General features: G+C 53.6%; 18 protein-coding genes. 2 read left to right on the top strand and 16 right to left on the bottom strand.

Annotated elements, in window-relative coordinates; genetic code table 11:
• Positions 1-12: 12 nt before the first annotated feature.
• From melA to PT964_RS17090, 13 genes are all read right to left on the bottom strand, one after another.
• The gene (gene melA, locus PT964_RS17150; RefSeq protein ID WP_274364596.1) at positions 13-1,515 is read right to left on the bottom strand and encodes an alpha-glucosidase/alpha-galactosidase; all 1,503 of its coding nucleotides are present in this window, start codon (positions 1,513-1,515) and stop codon (positions 13-15) included.
• A gap of 77 nt (positions 1,516-1,592) precedes the next feature.
• On the bottom strand, positions 1,593-2,918 hold the full coding sequence (locus tag PT964_RS17145; protein WP_274364595.1) for an ADP-ribosylglycohydrolase family protein: 1,326 nt from the start codon (positions 2,916-2,918) through the stop codon (positions 1,593-1,595).
• A gap of 74 nt (positions 2,919-2,992) precedes the next feature.
• Positions 2,993-4,729, bottom strand: coding sequence for a type 2 periplasmic-binding domain-containing protein (locus PT964_RS17140; RefSeq protein ID WP_274364594.1), 1,737 nt, complete (start codon positions 4,727-4,729; stop codon positions 2,993-2,995).
• A 117-nt stretch (positions 4,730-4,846) separates the two neighbouring features.
• Positions 4,847-5,740, bottom strand: a complete 894-nt coding sequence (locus PT964_RS17135; protein ID WP_274364593.1) for a carbohydrate ABC transporter permease — start codon at positions 5,738-5,740, stop codon at positions 4,847-4,849.
• A 21-nt stretch (positions 5,741-5,761) separates the two neighbouring features.
• Positions 5,762-6,667, bottom strand: a complete 906-nt coding sequence (locus PT964_RS17130) for an ABC transporter permease (protein ID WP_274364592.1) — start codon at positions 6,665-6,667, stop codon at positions 5,762-5,764.
• Positions 6,668-6,779: 112 nt separating this feature from the next.
• Positions 6,780-7,526: a response regulator transcription factor gene (locus PT964_RS17125; RefSeq protein WP_274364591.1), complete on the bottom strand. Its 747-nt coding sequence runs from the start codon at positions 7,524-7,526 to the stop codon at positions 6,780-6,782.
• Positions 7,523-9,379 carry a sensor histidine kinase gene (locus PT964_RS17120; RefSeq protein WP_274364590.1) on the bottom strand — a complete coding sequence of 619 codons (1,857 nt, stop codon included), beginning with the start codon at positions 9,377-9,379 and terminating at the stop codon, positions 7,523-7,525. The genes PT964_RS17125 and PT964_RS17120 overlap by 4 nt, the downstream gene beginning before the upstream one ends.
• 79 nt (positions 9,380-9,458) lie before the next feature.
• Complete coding sequence (locus PT964_RS17115) at positions 9,459-10,721, bottom strand: Gfo/Idh/MocA family protein (protein ID WP_274364589.1); 1,263 nt, start codon at positions 10,719-10,721, stop codon at positions 9,459-9,461.
• A gap of 117 nt (positions 10,722-10,838) precedes the next feature.
• Positions 10,839-11,600, bottom strand: a complete 762-nt coding sequence (locus tag PT964_RS17110; RefSeq protein ID WP_274364588.1) for an arylamine N-acetyltransferase family protein — start codon at positions 11,598-11,600, stop codon at positions 10,839-10,841.
• Between the two features lie 271 nt (positions 11,601-11,871).
• Positions 11,872-12,801 (bottom strand): cysteine synthase A, encoded by a 930-nt coding sequence (gene cysK / locus PT964_RS17105; protein ID WP_274364587.1) that lies wholly within the window; start codon positions 12,799-12,801, stop codon positions 11,872-11,874.
• A gap of 30 nt (positions 12,802-12,831) precedes the next feature.
• Complete coding sequence (locus tag PT964_RS17100; protein WP_274364586.1) at positions 12,832-13,569, bottom strand: ABC transporter ATP-binding protein; 738 nt, start codon at positions 13,567-13,569, stop codon at positions 12,832-12,834.
• Positions 13,569-14,354: an ABC transporter permease gene (locus tag PT964_RS17095; RefSeq protein ID WP_274364585.1), complete on the bottom strand. Its 786-nt coding sequence runs from the start codon at positions 14,352-14,354 to the stop codon at positions 13,569-13,571. Before PT964_RS17095 ends, PT964_RS17100 begins: the two co-directional genes overlap by 1 nt.
• A gap of 15 nt (positions 14,355-14,369) precedes the next feature.
• The gene (locus PT964_RS17090) at positions 14,370-15,440 is read right to left on the bottom strand and encodes an ABC transporter substrate-binding protein (RefSeq protein WP_274364584.1); all 1,071 of its coding nucleotides are present in this window, start codon (positions 15,438-15,440) and stop codon (positions 14,370-14,372) included.
• Positions 15,441-15,599: 159 nt separating this feature from the next.
• On the opposite strand from PT964_RS17090, the gene PT964_RS17085 reads away from it, so the two are divergent.
• Positions 15,600-16,469: a hypothetical protein gene (locus tag PT964_RS17085; RefSeq protein ID WP_274364583.1), complete on the top strand. Its 870-nt coding sequence runs from the start codon at positions 15,600-15,602 to the stop codon at positions 16,467-16,469.
• A gap of 17 nt (positions 16,470-16,486) precedes the next feature.
• Here PT964_RS17085 and PT964_RS17080 read toward each other — a convergent pair whose 3' ends face one another.
• From PT964_RS17080 to PT964_RS17070, 3 genes are all read right to left on the bottom strand, one after another.
• A complete protein-coding gene (locus tag PT964_RS17080) occupies positions 16,487-16,867 on the bottom strand; it encodes a hypothetical protein (RefSeq protein WP_274364582.1) in 381 nt (126 codons plus the stop codon).
• A 109-nt stretch (positions 16,868-16,976) separates the two neighbouring features.
• Positions 16,977-17,513: a GNAT family N-acetyltransferase gene (locus tag PT964_RS17075; protein ID WP_274364581.1), complete on the bottom strand. Its 537-nt coding sequence runs from the start codon at positions 17,511-17,513 to the stop codon at positions 16,977-16,979.
• 12 nt (positions 17,514-17,525) lie between these two features.
• On the bottom strand, positions 17,526-18,923 hold the full coding sequence (locus PT964_RS17070; RefSeq protein WP_274364580.1) for an ADP-ribosylglycohydrolase family protein: 1,398 nt from the start codon (positions 18,921-18,923) through the stop codon (positions 17,526-17,528).
• Positions 18,924-19,088: 165 nt separating this feature from the next.
• Here PT964_RS17070 and PT964_RS17065 point away from each other — a divergent pair, with 165 nt between their 5' ends.
• Complete coding sequence (locus tag PT964_RS17065) at positions 19,089-19,469, top strand: hypothetical protein (protein WP_274364579.1); 381 nt, start codon at positions 19,089-19,091, stop codon at positions 19,467-19,469.
• Positions 19,470-19,492: the final 23 nt, after the last annotated feature.

The raw sequence follows: 19,492 nt of genomic DNA, 5'->3' as shown, positions 1-19,492 counted from the left end.
CAAGTGTATTCGCTAGTGTGTCTCGGCCCGGTCTTTGCCTTTGTCGGCTTCCGACGCATTTTTCGTCGCTTCCTCCCGGTTTTGCCGCATTTCCTCAACCGATTTTACTTTCAGGCGAGCGGCGCCCTCGTAGGATCGGGTCGGCAGCGGCGGACCGCCGGCCAGCCGCTCCTTCGCTTTCGCAACGGACGCTTGATATTGCGGCAGCCATTGCTCTTGGGCGGCCAGCATTTCGTCGACGAGCTGCCAAATTTCTTTCGGGTTGCAGACGGCGCCGACGAGCGGGTCCATCATGAACGCCTGACGGAGCAGCATGTCGTCGCCGTGCACCGCCGCTTCGACGGCAAGGCGCTGCACCGAAATGCTGACGTTGCATACCGCAGCCGGACCAAGCGGCAAATCGCCGACCTGCGGCATCGATATTCCGTTGCGGTCGACATATCCCGGAGCTTCGATAACGGCGTCCGGCGGAAGATTCGTAATGGTGCCTTTGTTGACCATGTTAAAGTGCCCTCTGTATACCCGCCCGGTTTCAAGCCCTTCCAATATATACGAGCCGTGCTCCTCGCTGCGCTTGTCGCTCGTATATTCATAAGCCGGAGCCTTCAGCCAGTTCGGGAAGTCGGTTTCAAACCAGTTGCGGCCTTCGGTGCAAACGCGCAAATACCCTCCCGTCTCGCCGTTGATCCAGCTGCCGAGGTCGATCCATTCTTTGATTTCATCGGGCCGTTTGCGGTACCAAGGCACGTACTCGCTCAAATGGCCGTTCGACTCCGTGCTGTAGTAGCCGAATCTGCGCAGCATATCGATTCGCACCTTCTCGGTGCGGCTGAAATCCGGATGGCGCTCGAACGCCTCCAGCAGCTTGCCCGTCAAATCCTCCCCTTGATGGCGGATTTGCACGTACCAGGTCTGATGATTGATGCCGGCGCAAACAATGTCCACTTCGCTCTTCTTCAATCCGAACGCTTCGGCGATTTGCCAGTGCCCGTGCTGCACGCCGTGGCACAAGCCGATCGTCCGCACCCCGCCGTACTTGTTGCACGCCCACGTCAGCATGGCCATCGGATTCGCGTAATTTAACAGCAGCGCGTCCTTCGCCGCAACCTCGCGAATATCGTTGCAGATGTCCAGCATAACGGGGATGCCGCGCTGCCCGTACATAATGCCGCCGGCGCACAGCGTATCGCCGACGCACTGGTCGATCCCGTACTTGAGCGGGATGTCGATATCCGTTGCAAACGCCTCCAAGCCTCCGACCCGAATCGTGCAAAATATGTACTTCGCGTCCCGCAGCGCTTCCCGCCGGTCCGTCGTGGCCTGAATATGAATCGGCACGCCGTTCTCCCGCAAATCCCGGCTGCAAAGCTCGGTCACCATCCGTAAATTGTGCTCGTTAATGTCGGTAAACGCAACTTCGATGTTATGAAATTCGGGGACTGTCATTAAGTCTCGAAGCAAACCTCTTGTAAACCCGATGCTTCCCGCTCCGATGAATGCAACCTTAAATGCCATGCTTCCTCCACCCCCATAAAATGATTGATGAAACCATCATATCACAATCTCCGGAACAGAAGTGAGCGCTTTCACTCTTATGCCTTTACCCGTTTCGCCGTTCTGGACGCAAGCTTCGATATGTGCGGAACGCCCTCTCCCGCGATGTAGCTTTCGATTTGATCGTGCAGCGGCTTGATCCACTTCTCAGGCAAGCTTGCGGCGCCGGCAATCGCCCCGATGACCGAGCCCGCGCTCGCTCCGTTGCAGTCGGTGTCGAGCCCCAGCATGACCGCGATCGTAATGGTGCGCTCCAAATCGCCTTCGCCGTAAAGCAGGGCGTGCGCTACAATGGCGGCGTTGTTTATCGTATGAACGCGGTGGTAGCAGCCGAACTTCTCGTGCAGCCGGTCGCCCGCTTTTTCCCAATCCGGCTCTTCCGCATGAACCATAAGCACCCATTCAATCGCTTCGTATAATCTGGAGCGCTTCGGAATGACGGACATGCCCGCCCGTATAATCGATCCGATATCGCTCTCGGTGAAGGCGGCCGCGTTCATCGCGGCGATAAACATGGCTCCGTACACCCCGTTGCCGGTATGGGACAACGCCGCGTCGCGATACGCCATTGCCGCAGCGGCGGCCGGATTGCCCGGATTGACGTATCCGTACAAATCCGTTCGGATTTGCGCGCCGATCCACTCGCGGTATGGATTCATATATACCGCAGCCTGAGGCACCCCGATGCCTGCGCACAAGTTGAGGTAGGCGGCCCGCTCCGCGGTATAGGTCATTAGCGGAGGCAAATTGTGCAGCCACATCGTGCCGACGTTCTCGGTCGTAAATTCGCCGCCGAACGTTTCCAGCGTCTTTAACGCCAAAATCGTATAGTCCATATCGTCATCGCGCGGCATCGCCTTGCACAGCTCGATCGCATTCTGTTCGTATTCCTCCGCCATCCAGTTCTCCACCCCGACAGGCTTATAACGGCCCGTGAAGTAATGAGTTAACGGGTAACCGCCGTTCTGCTGCAGCAAGCTCCGGATGTACTCCCTCGGCCAGCCCTCCACCGGCTTGCCCAGCAGGCAGCCGGCGGATCGGGCAAGCCACGCTCCGTATATTTTATCGTTTAACGTCTCGCCGGTCGGACCGCGCGCCGCCGCCGATTGCTCCCGCCCCGCGCTCTCCGCTTGAATCGATTCGAGATCGTTGGGCTCGATATAGCGGAAATCCGCCTTCCGCATCGGAGCATTTCCGCTTAGCATATTCTCGTAGTGCTTTACCGCAACACGTTTGGCCGCTTCCGGATCGGTCAAGGCACCCGCCTCCGCAATCATCTTCTCCAGCGCCTCGGTGTCTCTCCCCTCCTCCTTCAGCTGCACGAGCTCGTCTTGCAAAATACCCTGATAATCAATCAGATTCATTCCGGCACACTCCTCCTTAAGGAAACAGGCTGCCGAGATTGTCCTCGGCAGCCGCGTTACATGCAGTTACTATATTAATACTGCACTCGCTTGTTAAATTCCTCGTATTGCTTCAGCCATTCCGCTTTATATTCGTTCCACTTGCCCTTCTTCTCGAGCTCGTTCCGGTATGCGTTCCATACGTTCTCGAAGTCCGCCGGTTTGGCGATCAACATTTTCGCGCGATATTCCATTTCAATCGCATCGATGGCAGGCTTATACTTCTCTACGATTCCGCCTTGCAGCACCGGCACCGAGTCATAGTTATGGCCGTCGCGCTTCATCCCTTGCGCTGCGAGCAGCATGCCGTTCTTCTTCTGAAGCTTGTATTTCAGCTTCTTCACGTTCGTTTCGTTCGTGTCAACGTCAGGCGTGTTCGTGTTCGCAAGATACCACGGCTGCTGACCGTATTTCTGAAGCTTGTTCGCGTCGCCGCTCGTCAAGTCGTCGATAAACTCTTCGTGATAGTTCCAAACGACCTTCTGGTCGTCGACATAATCCCATACATGCTCGGGAGCCGGTCCGGGAGTTCCGAAGTTGACCGTCATAATGTTGTTGCCGAGCGTCCAATCCAAATATTTAAGCGATGCTTCCAGATTAGCGTCCTTCATAATGTAAGCGCCGGTCCACGGAAGCGGGTTATTCGCTTCGATGGCGCCGATGCTGCCGACTCCTTGCACCTTCGGGAACGGGATCGCCTCGAACTTGGTCGTTACGTCGTTCTCGTCCGCCGCTGGAGCCCATCCGGCTTCGGCAATATCGGACATGGAGCCGATGTATGCGGCCGCGCGGCCGGTAGTCAGCTTTTGCAAATAAAGCTCCTTCTTGTGCGTCGGCGCCTCTTTGTCAAGCAAGCCGCTGTTATACATCTTGTTGAGCCACTGCCAGGTCGCTTTATAGTTTTCATGATCGCGCGTCGCGATAAAGCCGCCTTGGCCGTCCGGGAACATGCCGCTCGCTTCGTTCACGGTTTCCACGCCGAACGATGCCGCAATCGAGCGCCATCCCTTAAAGTTGTCGCCCATGGTGAGCGGGATGATCGGATTGCCTTGGCCGTCTTTGATCTTTGCCGCCGCTGCAAGAAACGCCTCGAAGCCTTCGATCGTCGCCAAGTCGTCTTTCGTCATGCCCGTCTGCTCCAAGATATCGGAACGGACGAAGATGCCTTGTTGTCCCCAATACCAAAAGCCGTCCTTAATGTCCGTCTTTGTACCGCCTTCGATATTGATGAACAGCGGCAGGAAATACGTATGGCCGTCTTCCGCTTTCGAGTAGTCTTTTACGGCTTGCGGAATTTTGGCTAAGTTCGGATATTTGTCGGGCATATTCAAATAATCCTCGATCGGCTGCACGACGCCGGCGTTCAAGAAATCCGCTTGCGCCGGACCGTTCGGACCGTAGAATGCCCATACGTCGGGAAGATCGCCGCTCGTAAGTTTCAAACGGCGCCCGGTATCCTCGTTATCGCTTGTTTCATAGGTCCATTTGGTATACACGCCGGAAGCTTCGGCGCGCAATTTGTCGAACATGCCGTCATTTTGCACCGGCGGAATCCAGTTGATGCCGACATGCACCGTAATTTCTTCGATCTCCTTCTTTTCTTCAGCCGGCTTGTTATCGCTATCGCCGCCGCTGCCTGCCGCGGTTTCCGCAGATTCCGAAGACTCGGGTTCCTTCGCTTGGCCGGCGGACGATCCGCCGCCCGACGAGCAAGCCGCTAAGAAGACAAGGGCTGCTACTATAAACAATTGGAATATTCTCAGTTTTCTCAAACGCTTCAAACCCCTCTGCATTGTTTTTTGGTCGAGTAGCTTGTTGCATGTATGGTGAACCTGCCGAAGGACGGGCCCGTTCCTTGTACGGCGAGGCGCATACCGAAACGTTGGCAATTATTCCTTCACTCCGCCGATCAGCACGCCTTGCACGAAGAAGCGCTGAAGGAACGGATAAACAAGCAGAATCGGTATCGTGCCGAGCACGACGACCGCCATCCGAAGCGACATCGGCGTAACCGCTTTGCTGGCCGCGTCGCTGATCGCTTCCGCGTTGACGCCTTGCCGCAGGTTTTGCGCGGCTTCCGCGTTAATAAGCATCGTCTGCAGAAACGTCTGCAGCGGCTTCAGCTCCAGGCTGTTGACGAAAAAGGCGCCGTCGAACCAATAGTTCCAGTGGAATACCGCCGTGAATAACGTAATGGCGGCCAGCATCGGCATCGAGGTCGGAATGACGACCGACCAAAAGATGCGCAGCGTATTGGCGCCGTCGATCTCGGCGGCTTCAATAATCGCTTCCGGAATGTTCTCGAAAAAAGAGCGCATGACCAGTAAATTCCACACATTTAACAAATGCGGAATAATGTACACCCAGAAATTGTTCACGAGCCCTAAATCTCTTATCGTGATAAAGTAGGGAATTAAACCGCCGGAAAACAGCATCGGAATGAGAAAATAGATCGTCAGCCACTTTCTGCCGGGAATCGAACGAAACGACAGGCCGAAGGCGCAAATTCCGGTAACGAATACGCCCAATGCCGTACCGATCGCCGTACGCAGGATGGAAATCACGAACGCGTTCTGAACGAGCGGATTCGTAACGACCGTTGAAATATTTAACCATGTGAAGCTTCGAGGCAGCAAATAAATTCCGCCCTTCAGCGCATCCAATCCTTCGTTAAGCGCCAACGCGGTCATATAAAGGAAAGGGTACAAAGCCGATACGGCAAGCAGCGCAAGCAACATGCCGTTGCACCATAGAAACGTTCTTTCGCTTAGGGAAGCTCGCATTCGGGCACGCTCCCTCCTCTCTTAAAATAGCCGCGATCCGCCGAATTTTTTAGACAACCGGTTGGAGCCGTATACGAGCATGAACTGCACGACGGACATCGATAAGCCGATCGCCGCTGCGGGACCGAAGTAGCCAAGGTTGATGCCGGTTTTGACGACGTACGTATCGACGACTTCCGATATCGGCAGGTTCACCGGATTTTGCAGCGGAAATATTTGATCGAAGCCGACGTTCAGCAAATTCGGAATCGATAAAATCAACATAATCGAAATGGTAGGCATCATGCCGGGAAGCGTGACGTTCCGCATCATTCTCCATTTCCCCGCTCCGTCCACCTTGGCGGCGTCGTACAGCTGCGGGTCGATGCCTGCAATAGCGGCTAAGTAAATGATGGAGCTCCATCCGATTTCTTTCCAGATCGAACTTATGACGACGATTGGCCGGAACCAGGAAACCTCGCCCATGAAGTAGATTTTCTCGAACCCGGCTAACGCGATCAGATCGTTCACCAAGCCGTTGGAGTGAGAGAGGAATATCTCGAGAATGTACGCCACAATAATCCAGGAAACGAAATGCGGCATATAGGTGAGAGATTGAACGAATCTTTTGAACAAGGGGTTGCGTACCTCATTCAGCATAATTGCCAGCACAATCGGTGCCGGAAAGCCGAATGCGAACTTCAGCACGGTGATCCATATCGTGTTTTCGAAAACATGCCAAAACTCGGGATCGGTCAAAAAAGAAAAGTGCTCGAACCCGACCCACGGACTATCCCATAATCCGGCGAAAATATTGTAGTCGCGGAACGCGATCTGCACGCCGGCCATCGGCAAGTAACTGAACAAAAAAACTAGAATCAATCCAGGGAAAATCATGGCGTACTGCCATCGGTATTTCCAAACGGTCTTCCATCTTGCTGCTGTCACGGCTCTCACCTCTGGTATCGCTTACATGTAAACTATATCACCCGCGTCCGAGAGCGTTCTATAACGAGCCTGTTGCAAACATATCGGATTATTGACATGGCTCTTAGCCATTTCAACCGTTGATTTCCCGAAACCTGCCCGGGGTCATCCCCGTATACTCGCCGAATAGTTGCACGAAATGGCTCGGGCTGACGTACCCGACCTTTCTTGCGATTTCGTTAATTTTCTCGTTGCTGTCAAGGAGCAGCTTCTTTGCGGCGTTCATGCGGACGGTCGTGACGTACTCCGAGAACGAGACACCCATCTCCTGCCGGAACAAGCGGCTGAAGGAAGACGGATTCATCTGGACCACCTCTGCGATTTCGGTTAATGAGACGGCTGCGCTGAGATCCTCCCGAATTTTCTCGCAAGCCAATTTAACGGCATGGCGCCGCTTCGGATCACCGGCCGCATTATCCTCGGAACTTGCCTGTTGACGGCCCGCGGCCGCCGCTTGCTCCTCTCCCATTACCGCCAGCACGGCATGGATGATTTCCTTCTCGGAGCAAGGCTTCACCAAATAATCGGACGCGCCGAGCCGGAGCGCCTCTCTCGCGTATTCAAAGTCGCTGTAACCGGTAAGCAATATAAACTTTAGCTCCGGCATCTTTTCCTTCAGCGACTTCATCAATTCAAGCCCGCTCATCCGTGGCATTCGAATGTCGGTCAGCACCAGGTTCGGTTTCACCAGCAGCGCCATCTCGTAAGCCTCTTGCCCGTCGCAGGCGATACCTTCAATAGATATGCCGTACCGGCTCCAATGAAATTCCGCAAACATCGAACGAATGTATTGCTCGTCGTCCGCTATGACCACTCTCATTCCGTTATCCCCCGCTTCGGTAATTTGATCAGTACGGTTGTTCCTTTGGAAAGCTCGCTTTCGATATTAAAGGAAAACCTGCTGCCGTATTTCAATTCGAGACGTGTATAAATATTCCGCAACGCATAGCCCGAGCCTTGGAGCGGATCGGCTGCAACTTCTTTGATAGCCGGGGCCTCGTCCGATTCGGCAGCTGCGGACAGAGCTCCGCCCGTAATATGCGACCTCAGCGATTGCAGCGTCTCCTCGCCCATTCCTTTGCCGTTATCCATGACCATAAGGAGCAGATGCTCCTTCAGTTCCGTTACCGTGACCCGAATCGTGCCTTGCTCGGCAAGCAGCTCCAAGCCGTGCTTGACGGCATTTTCCACGAGAGGCTGAACGAGCAGCGCGGGAATGGAATAATGGTCCGCCCCCGGGTCTACATAAGCTTCCAGCCGATACTTTCCGTCATTGCGTATATTCATGAGCCGGATATAGAGCTCCGTAAGCTCCATGCTCTCTTTGACGGTAGTCATGTCCTTTCCTTGGTTTAAGCTGAGCCGGAAAAACCTGGATACGGAGAGGAGCGCTTCCGCCAATGTCGCATCCGATTTGCGGGCTAAAGAATATAACGCGCCTAACGTATTGTATAGAAAATGAGGATTGATTTGCGAGGTCAGGAAGGTCAGCTCCGCTTCCTTCTTGGCGATGCGCTCCTCATAAACGGATTTGATCAGCTGCTGCTGCGTTTCCGCCATCCGGTTAAAGCCTTCCGCGACAAGCCCGAATTCATCGCGTCCCTTATGCTCCATGCGCGCGCTCAGCTGTCCCGATTCAAGCTTCTTCATCCCGATCAACAGCGACCGAAGCGGCTTGTGTATGCTGCGGGTCAAAGCGCTGGAGGTGAGTACGGCCGCAATCAGTCCGGTGACGGTTAATGCGATCGTCAGCCAGTTCAACCTTCGAAAATCGGCCATATACCGATCCAGCGGCGCCAGCGATACGATTTCCCAGCCCGTCAGCTTCGACCGGGAAGCGTTGATCAGCCAGCCGTCCTTTATCGTGTAGCGCATCGCTCTTTCTTCCGCGTCGGGAAGCGAATTTTCGGCAAGAAAAGATTCCGCGTTCTCTCCCGCGCTAAGCACGCGGTACCCGTTGTGGTTTAACAGAACGAGCGACGTCTTCGTCTTGTTGGCGGCTTCGCTCAGCAAGTCTTGAAGGATGTATTCCAAATATCCGACGCCGACGATCACCGGATATCGCTCGCTTCCCATCCCCGGAATGGAGCGGATGAACGAAATATGATTGCCGGATTCCTTCGTTTGCGTAAAATCGTAAAGGCTGCCCGCATGCTTCAAAACCGAGTCGTCGGGATAAATCCATGAACGGATGTGAAGTCCCTTCTTTTGCGTCTGGAGCCAGTCAAGCGCTTGTCGGTCCGACGCGGAATAAATGCCGAAGCGGGTCGAAATAACCTCGTTCGTCTCCGGAAAGTAGATCCAAATCGAAGTGGCCCGAGAGTCCGAGGTCAGCACGTTTTCCAGCTTTTCCTGCACAAGCCTTAGATCCTCCGTCGATTCCTCGCTGAAGGGGCGGTCGATATGATCCAAAATAAACGTTCGCAGTACATAATCCGACTCCACGACGGCGGAAAGCCGGACGGCACCGCTGAGCACCTCGTCCAGCCACGAGGTGGACAGCTCTAACGACTCGTCGATGAGATGCCCCGCCTTCTCCTCCAGGATGCGCTGCGATTGAAACCAGAACAACGCCGAGAACATGATCACGGGCAGCAGCATGATCAGCGCGTACAAAATCAGCTTGTCCCTGACGGTAACGATAAACCGAAACTTAATGCTTTCCTTCCCCATCCTTCGATCGGCCCCCGGACGCAACAAAGGTCCGCGATAAGGCGGACCGCTTGATACGAAAAATAACTATCGTTATATGCTACGGCTTGACGAAATCCAGCCTGAATTCGCTTACATTCACAGGTCTGCCGCCGGCTAACCGGGAACGCTCCGCCGCGAACGCCATCAAATGGCTCTGTACGGATGCGCGGGCGCTCGTTTTCGTTTCGCCGCGCCCTTGCTTTCTGACCGCGCGAAGGAAGTCCCGAACGATGCCCTCATCGCCGCCGCCGTGTCCCGATACGGAGTTTTGGACCTTGTGCTCCGTCTGGCTTGCGGTCAAGAAGTCATAGACGGTAAACCGGCCCGATTCCATATAGCCTCTGATTTCGCCTTTCGTGCCCATAATCTGAATGCTTCTCGAGCAATCGTGCGTAAAGCCGCACATACTGAACGTCGCGGTCGCTCCGCCTTCGAATTCCATATTTACAACTTGATGGTCCACTACGTTGTTATCGCAGCGGTATACGCAGCGTCCGTACGGTCCGGTTCGCAGCGCTTCCAGGATCGATTCCCTGGACAAGTTTTCCGTAAAAAATTTCGCCCATTCTTTTCCTTCTCCCAAATAAAACCGTGGCGCGGAGTAAGCGCAGCCGGCTTCCGCCTCGCATCCGTCAAGACACCGCTTAGTCGAGCCCTCCGGCGCATTCTCCTCCCGGAAATGCATGAGCGAACCGAACGAAGAAACCCGAACGCATTCGCGATCCATCAGCCAGGAAATAATATCCATGTCGTGGCACGATTTCGCCAAGATCATCGGGCTCGACAAATCCGAATTCCGCCAGTTGCCTCTAACGAAGCTATGCGCCATGTGGAAAAATCCGACATTTTCGTTGAGCTGGATGGAGGCGATTTCCCCGATCTCCCCGTCGTCGATTACGGACTTCAGCGTTGACCAGAACGGCGTATAACGAAGCACGTGGCAAATGGTCAGCAGTTTGCCCGTTTCGTTCGCGGCTCTTTCCATCTCCAAACATTGTTCCGGATCGGGAGACATCGGCTTTTCAAGCAGCACGTCGTAACCAAGCTGCAGCGCCAGGATCGTAGGCTCGTAATGCATCTGATCCTGCGTGCATATAAACGCGGCGTCGGCGATTTTTCCTTCCTTCGGAAGCTCCTCCCACGTGGAAAAGCAGCGGTCCTTCGGAACGTTGAATCGTTGTTGAAATAAGACTCTTCTTTCCTCATTCGGTTCCGCGACGGCAACGAACTGCAGCTCATGCGGATACTTGGCGGCGTAAGGCGCGTAGGCAAATCCGCCTCTTGCACCCGCTCCTAAAAGAATAGCTTGTATTGGCTTCACGAGATCCCCTGCTTTCGAAATCGCTTTCACCAACACTATAGCATCTTCTATTTTCCTTACCTATATCGCGTTCATTGCAAATATAATTAATTCTTGAACGCCGTGGGCGGTCTGCGGCTAAAGCACGATGCCGAAATAAGTTTTCAGCGCCGTCCGGTATTGTTCCTCCGAATTCGGTTCGAATACGTTCACGCCATCGCCTGTAAATATGCGAAATTGTTTTCCCGCGACCGTATTGCGTCCTTCGCGCGTCCGCACCGCGATCATCGCATCCTGCGTAAAGATCGAATCCGGAGCGTTCTCGCACCAATAGGACGCCATCAAATAATCTCTCGGCAGCTGCGGCTCCTCTGTAAAGGAGTACAGTTTGCACCACTCGCCGTTCTTTTCCTCGCACAGCATCCAGCCGAAATAGCCGTCTTTCTCCATGCGATAGTTTTCGTCGCCTTGCCGCTGCGCAAGGCCCTCAATGAGCGCAATCGGCCTGCGCGGCACGATGCCTCCGACGCCGACGTCGCATAAGTAGAATGCGCCTTCGGCTTCTACCTTGAGGACGTGGTGGCGGCGCTTCGGCGGCGGGTTCGGCTCGTCGCGCCAAAAGCGCGCGAACAAATCCGTAACGGAGTATCCGAGCTCGCGCAGCAGCCAGCCGAACAGCGCATTCAGCTCGAAGCAATAGCCTCCCCGCCGGCGGACGACGATTTTCTCAAATAAATTGTCGATTTCCAGCGACAACGGAATGCGGCGCAAAATATCAAGGTTTTCGTACGGTACGGTATGCAGGTGACACTCTTGCAGGCGAGCCAGCGTTTCCGCGCCGCCGTCCAAAGATCCGTCATAGCCGATCCGCTCCAAATAAAGACGAATTCGTTCGTTCATTTCGCAGCTCCTTCGTCATGTGGTTAATACGATATTCAATATATTATTGAAAAATCCTCTCTAGTAGCAAAACAATGACGCTACCTCTGCTTGAAACGATAGACGCAAAAATTGAGCCTAACGTGGCGGGAACGGCGAAAAATCCGCGTTAAAGCAGGAGCATAAGCTCAAAATGTGAATCCAAGCGGACTCACACAGCGCCCGTTCACACAAAAAAGCTCAAAAAATGAGCCTACCCGTTAAGATAAGCTCATCTTTTGATCTTTATAGGTTACTCTCTCTCCCGGAACAAATCCGAGGACAAATACCGCTCCCCGTTATCCGGCGCAATGCAAAGCACACGCGCGGACGGCGGCAGCTTCTTGGCGATTTCGACCGCGAAAAACGCCGATGCGGCCGACGAGGCTCCGACCAAAATGCCTTCTTCTCTGCCTAACCTTCTCGCCATCGTCTGCGCGTCGTCATCTTGAATATGAAGAATCTCGTCAAACGATTCGCGGTTGAGTATCGAAGGTACGAACCCGGGGCCTGTGCCGGGAATTTTATGCGGCCCCGGCTTTCCTCCGGCCAGCACGGGCGAGCCCGCCGGTTCAACCACGTATATTTTGAGGCCGGGAATTTTTTTCTTGAGCTCTTCCCCGACGCCCGTCACCGTTCCGCCGGTGCCCGCAGTCAGCACCAGAGCATCCAGCTTTCCTTCGAAGGCTTCGTATATTTCAACCGCCGTCGTTTGACGGTGCGCGTCGGAGTTGGCCGGGTTGTCGAACTGCATCGGAATAAAGCTGTCCGGTACGCTCTCCGCCAGCTCTTTCGCCTTCCCGATGGCGCCGCGCATCCCTTGCGTCGCCGGTGTAAGGTGAACCGTCGCGCCGTACGCCTTCAGCACGTTGACCCGTTCCTTGGTGGCGTTCTCCGGCATCGTAATAATGCACGGGTATCCTTTGGCCGCGCAAACCATAGCGAGTCCGATTCCCGTATTGCCGGAGGTCGGCTCGATGATCGTCGAACGGCCGGGGACGATTTTACCTTCCTTCTCGGCCCGATCGATCATATTGTAGGCGGCGCGGTCTTTCACGCTTTTCCCCGGATTGAAATATTCCAGCTTCATATAAACGGAGGCGCCCGATGCATCCGCGACGCGGTTCAGCTTAACGATCGGCGTATTCCCGATCAAATCCACAATGGAAGCTACCATTTTCATCGTTGAATGTCCTTCCTTTCGTAACGCGAGTCACTCTTCAAGGCCGAGCAGCGACATAATTTCGTGGCGTAGCGCCACGAATTCCGCCCCGTTCCGGTTACGCGGACGAGGCAAAGTCAGGTCGATCGTACGGATCACTTGCCCCGGCCTTGCGCTCATAACGTAAATTTTATCGGCCAAATACAGCGCCTCGTCAATGTCGTGCGTAATGAGCAGCATCGTCTTGCCGGAGCCTTCCCACAGACGCAGCAGCTCATTCTGCATCGTTAACCGGGTCATGGCGTCCAGCGCTCCGTAAGGCTCATCGAGCAGCAGCACATCCGGGTCCATCACCAGCGCTCTAGCGATCGCTACGCGCTGCCTCATGCCTCCGGAAAGCTGGGATGGGTAGTACCGGTTAAAGCCGGCCAAGTTTACTTTCTCCAGCACTGCGTTGACCCGCTCGCTTCGCTCTTTCCTGCCGACCCCTGCCAGCTCCATGCCTAAGCCGACATTGTCCTCGACGGTCGACCACGGGTACAGCGCATGCTCCTGAAATATCATCATGCGCTCGGGCGCCGGCCCCGCGATCGGCTTGCCGTCCACGAGCACCTGGCCGTCGGACGCCGTTTCAAGGCCCGCAAACATGCGCAGCGCCGTGCTTTTCCCGCAGCCGGACGGGCCGACGATCGCCGCGAATTCGCCCTTTTCTACCTTGATATCAATATGTTTCAGAACCTGAAGGGATCCGAAGCTTTTGTTCACGTTTCGAAGCTCCAGCGTTTGCATTATTTGTCATCCCCTCCGGTGATATATCTCCAACGGAGCAATCTCCGCTTTAGCTGCTCCAGTACGAAGTGATCCAATATCGTTGCGATCGTGCCGATCACAATAATATACATGATCACGCCTTTCATATCGGCAACCTCCCCGGCGAAGCTGACGGACCGGCCCAGCCCCGAAACGGCGCTGCCCACCATCTCGCCCGCGACAAGGGAACGCCAAGCGTTGCCGAAGGCGACCTGCGCTCCGGTAATGAAGGACGGCAGCGTTTCCGGCAAATAAACTTTCCTGAGCAATTGTCCTTTATTCGCTCCGAGCACCTTCGCCACTTCGAGATGCGTCCGGCTTACCCCTTCCGTTCCGTTCATTACCGATAAAGCCATCGGGAAAAAGCTTGCGATAATAACAATCGTAATGATCGGCACATCGCCGAACCCGTAAATAATAACTAGGAACGGCAGCCATACAATCGGAGGAATGGACTGCATAATCGCGATCAAACGGCGCATATAAAGGGAAAAGCCCCTGAAGAGGCCTGCAAGCAAACCTAGCAGTCCTCCCAGGAAGCAAGCGATCGGATATCCGATAGACAGCCTGTAGAAACTGGAACCTACGGATTTCCAGAAATCAATGTCCGCCATATCGCGGAACAAGCGTTCAAATACGACCGGTACGGATGGGAAAATGATCGGATTTCTCAAGTTCCCGAATTGCAGCAGCACCAGAAGCGTGGCGGCAGCGGCCAGAAAGGGCCACAGCCGCCTCCATACTTTTATGAAATGTCGGCTCATTAGGCAGCACCTTTATTACTGATTTTGTTGTTGCCAGGAAAGATCCAATGCGGCGTTGACGTCGGGCTTTTTCTCCAAGATGCCTTGATCCACCATCATTTGCCCGACTTCGTCCATGCGCGCGATGTCTTGCTCGGTCAATTCCCAGTTGAATTCCTGCGATTCGATCGAAGCTTTGATGACTTCTTCCGCAGGTACCGTGGAACCGTCGGCCTTCGTTATCGTATCCTCGGTAATAAAGTCGTCCGTAATGAGCTTTGCCGCCTTAGCCGGATCGTTTTCGAGCATTTCGATCGCTTCTTTTTGCGCGTCAAGCATTTGGTACATAGCTTCCTTCTTATTGTTTACAAGATCGCCGGATGCAATCACAACCATGCAAGGAAACGGCCAATCTTTGCCGATTTCGTAAATTTCGTTGGCGTCATAAGACAATTTGGCAATGGAGCTGTAAGGCTCAAATACGAATGCGGCGTCCACCTTGCCCGCTGCCAGCGATTGAATGGCTACCGCCGGGGAAACATACTGCATCGTTACGTCTTGTTTCGTAAAGCCGGCTTTGCTCCAAACAACTCCGTTCAGAACGACATCCGCCGTGCTGCCTTCCTTTTGGGATGCGACGCTCTTGCCTTTCAACTGATCAAGGCTCGTTACTTCGCTGTCTTTGCCGACCAGCATGCTATGATAGCCGGTTTGCGCGGCACCGACAATTTTCAGGTCCGCGCCTTTATCAAGCCAAGAAAGTGCATTCGTGAAACCGAGCACACCGGCATCGATTTGCCCGCCGACGATCGCTTTGATGAGATCCGTGCCGCTGGTGAACATTTGCATTTCGGCGTCGATCCCGTGCTTCTTGTACAGGTCGGCACGATATGCGAGAATCGTCTGCGCATCGTCCATAACGTTCAAATAGCCTAAGCGAAGCTTGGTCGGCTCTTTGGTTGGCGTCTCTTGAGAGGCTTGGCCGTTTTGCGTGTTGTTTTCAGCGTTGTTGTTGGCGTTGCCGCATGCCGCTACCGTAAATGCCATTATGACGGCTGCGACGGCCGCTAAAGTTTTTCTCCACCGAAAAGATGTTGTTGTTTGCATGTTTTTCTCTCCCCCAGTAATTTTCTTGTTGTCTAGCGCTTCATCAAGTCTTATAATTCCTATTAAATAAGTGTGATTTCTCGGTTTATTTTATTTCCATTCGCCGTTCCCGTCAATATGTTCGGAAATATTTTTGCACAAGGAGGTTTGAAGACATCGATGACACGCAAGAAATGCGGCTACTACATCGCACTCGTGCTCTATTCAGGCTATATCGTTTATTTGTTGTCTTCCGCCCCGCTGCGCAGCGAGTTCACACACGGAACTCCGTCTGCATGGATATTTCTTTTCAGCTATTTGTGCGGAATCGGTCTCATCTCCTTCCTATTCGGAAGACGAACAGGAAGATCTCCTGCCGGTCGTGCCGCGAGCTTGTCCCTTCTGATCGTATTGTTAATGGGGACATTGTTCAGTTTGCCGCTGCCGGGAATAAAAACATACGTTTCCGCATCCCCGAGCGAATATAAGGGATCCGGCGTCAAAGGCAACATACTGGCTCCGAACGTGCTGGAGCGCCGGGCTTATCTCTTGGATTTATTCTCCGGCCGCACGTACGCATACGCGAAGCGCGCAGATCGATCGGTTCAACCGGTTTCGAAGCTTGCCGAAGCACAAGGTTTAGACGCACGGTTCGCAGATTTGCTGGAGCTCCCTTACGATGTTCCGAGGCAATTTTATCAAAGCGCGAAACAAGATGCTTCGGACCCGCACGGTCTGATGAAGCTGCTGGCGAAATGGACGATATATAGCGGAATCGACGCCACTCAAGGTCAACAAGTAATGGGAATCGGGAGCGTATCGGCAACGGGAGAAATTACGGCGGCGGGTCAAATGGAGGAATATGTGAGGTCTGCAGCGCAGGCATCGCCTGATATTTTATTCGTGCCTGTCGATAGTTATCAGCAAGCGAAAGTCATCGCTCCGGACCTGCTGATCGTGCCCGTCACCCGATTCGAAGAAGTGCTTTATTTATTGGAACAGCCGGTGGAATTTTGGCCCTTGGGCAATTTCGGACTGCTCTGTCACTAAAAAAGTTACTTTCCGCCTCATCGAGCTTTATCAAGGTCGTACCACCAGTAACCTTTTCGGAAATATGAATGGACTTTCAACGTAATATCATCTTTTTTATAAATGATGAGGCCGCCATTCGTTTCGATATATTCCCATCCTCGTTCCTTGAGAAATGCGGTGAGTTGTCGCTCGGTCGGACCTCGTCTCCCCACCATTTTACTGGCATTAGATGTCAGGGGGACTAAACGGGCTTTTCCGGTTTCAACGGTAAAGATTGCTTTAGGTACAGAGAAAGGGTATTCCTTTGCCTCCGTAAGTAAAATCAGAGCAATGATCAAGAGGAGTGCAAACACCGACCAAACAGCGATAATCAGTTTATTCTTCTTGCGAATTGCTTCACCGTTCATCGACGTCATCGCCACCCCACCTTTTACCGCGATTTTTTTCATATTACCATAAGTTTCGTTTATCTCCTTTAAAGAAGCCAAAAGAGGCGGCAGTATGCCACCCCTTCCCAAGTTACTCTTATTCTAAAGTCCTTTTCTCCCATTCCTCTTCCAAAATGCTCATTTCCCACATGCTCCAATACTCGTCTCCGTGTTTACAGTAATCCCGCAGCAGACCTTCTTTTTGAAAGCCCGCCTTCTCGTAACATGCTATTGCGGGAGCGTTGAAATCGAACACGCCGAGGCTGACCCGGTGCAATTGCAATTCGCCGAATGCGATCCGAAGCACCTCTTGAATCATCTGCCGGCCGATTCCTTTTCCCCTGACGTTCTTGTCGCCGACCAACACTTTTCCGATCCGGGCGGATTTGTTCGCTCGATTGATTCTCCCTAAAGAGATATGGCCGACGACCTCACCGCTGCCTTTATCCACAACTTTATAAATGAACGTATCGGAGTCCAAGCGATTGGCATGCTCCGTATATTTCTCCAACTGCTCCTCGGTCAACGGAAAATCGAAGGTCGGCCCCGCCCATTGAAGCATAAGCGACGGAGACTCGATCCATTCGATCAGCTGTTTGAAGTCCGAGCGTTCAAAATGCTCCAGTTCGATCATAGGTGCCCCCTTTTAAGCCTTATTACGATGGTTTGCGATTAAGTAAGGATTCTGTTCGACGATGCGCACCGTGCGCTTCGCAAGCTCCGAGATCGGAACAAGCCCGAAGCCGTCGACGCCGGAGCGGATCTTATCGTTCAGCGGCGCCGTCCACTTAACGGGCAAATCGTTCGCCCCGCGGATCATGCCGATTACCGACCCGACGGTCGCTCCGTTGCAATCCGTATCGAACGCCGCGCTGACGGCAATCCCGATCGATTTCTCGAAGTCGCCTTCTCCGAACAACAACCCGAGCGCAACGATCATCGCATTGGAATTCGTATGGCACCAGTGGTGGGCAAGATGTTCGTCATACCGGAGGTGAATCCGTTCGATTCCTTCCTCCCACGATATGCCCTCCTTCTTCCAATCCAGCACCAAACGAACGTCTGCGGCAAGCCTCGAAGCTTCCGGAATTTCTCCGAGCCCCGCCGTGACGATTTCCTCGAGGTCACTCGACACCGCAGCGGCGGCGAGCATTGCGGCCACCCACATTTCGCCGTAAATGCCGTTCTTCACATGCGAAATGGAAGCGTCCCTCCATGCCATCTCCGCAGCCTTCTCGGGATTGCCAGGATTGGCGTAGCCGAAAAAGTCGGCGCGAATTTGCGCACCGATCCATTCGCGGTACACGTTCCGGTAAGATGCGGACAGAGGAGGCTCGATCAGGTTGATCAGGTTTTTATAGGCTACGCGTTCGGCGGTGCACACGTGAAGGATCGGCAAATTCATCAGCCATGCTTCCGCTACGTCATCCGGCGAGAAATCGTAACCGTATTTCTCCAATATCGCAAGACCGATGATCGTATAATTCGTGTCGTCATCCTCTACCATGTGCTCCACATTATTAATCCAATTAATAAACTTGCTGCCGTATACTTGCCCTTCGTTTCGGATCTGGTACTTGTCGATCAAGTGCCGGGGCAGCTCGGAAGATAAATAATAGGATATCGGATAATTGCCGGACTCTTTCAAAAGTCCGACCAGATTTGCGCGCCTCCAGCCCTCCACCGGCTGACCCAACAAGCAGCCTGCACAGCGGCCTAACCATGCTCCGTAGAGCTTATCGTACAATTCCTTCCCCGTGCTGTGCGGCGCTGCAGCAAACTTGCGCGCCGGGCGGGAAGCTCGTATCGATTCAAGTGCAGACGGCTCGGCATAACGATACTCCTCCCGATCCGGAAGCGAGCTCGTTCGGTCGAGAAGGTCCCCCGCCAGCCGTTCCTTGTCGGGATCCCATTCGTTCATCGACTGAATGCGTTCGATTTGTTCCTTAAGCCCTGTAACGACTTTCCCTTCCTCTTCAGCCTGCAGCAATTCGATGTGCAGATCGGTCGCGAGTTTGAACCAGGCATGACTGCTAATTTTCATTGGTATCAGCTCCTAGTTTGGGCATGTGTTTTCCACCTATTACGAAGTATATTCCGTATGATGAACAGAGTCTATGGACCTATTTGATGTTGCCAAATGAGAAGGAATAATGACCGTTCCTGTCGAATTACACAAAAATACAAATATATAAAGGTGGAAAAAAGCATGAGGTTGCTGTATGTAGCACTGCTTGCCTGCGTTACTTTAACGGCTTGCGGAAGCGCCGCAAGTTCGGGAGCGTCCTCCGAACCGAAAGAGGAGTATAAGCCTACGCTTGACGTCGCTTTGGAGATTGACGGCAATGACGTGACGGTAACGATTATTACGGATTTAAGCATCTCGGCGGAGCATTACGGTCATGCGCGGGAAGCAGGCGAAGGCCACATTCATATGTATTTGGACGACGGGCCCAAAGAAGGCGTCAAGCAGGAAAAGACGGTAATTAAGGACTTAGATCCGGGCAAGCATAAGCTTCGAGTTTCCTTGCACAATAACGACCACACTCCTTACGACGTATCCTTAACAAAACAATTTGAGATCGAATAACAACAATCGGACGGGAGAAGCGC

It is taken from the genome of Paenibacillus thermotolerans (genome assembly GCF_028745515.1).
Classification (GTDB): Bacteria; Bacillota; Bacilli; order Paenibacillales; family YIM-B00363; genus Paenibacillus_AE; species Paenibacillus_AE thermotolerans.
The sequence above is the reverse complement of the archived record's forward strand: the minus strand, read 5'-3'. Positions and strand labels throughout refer to the sequence as shown.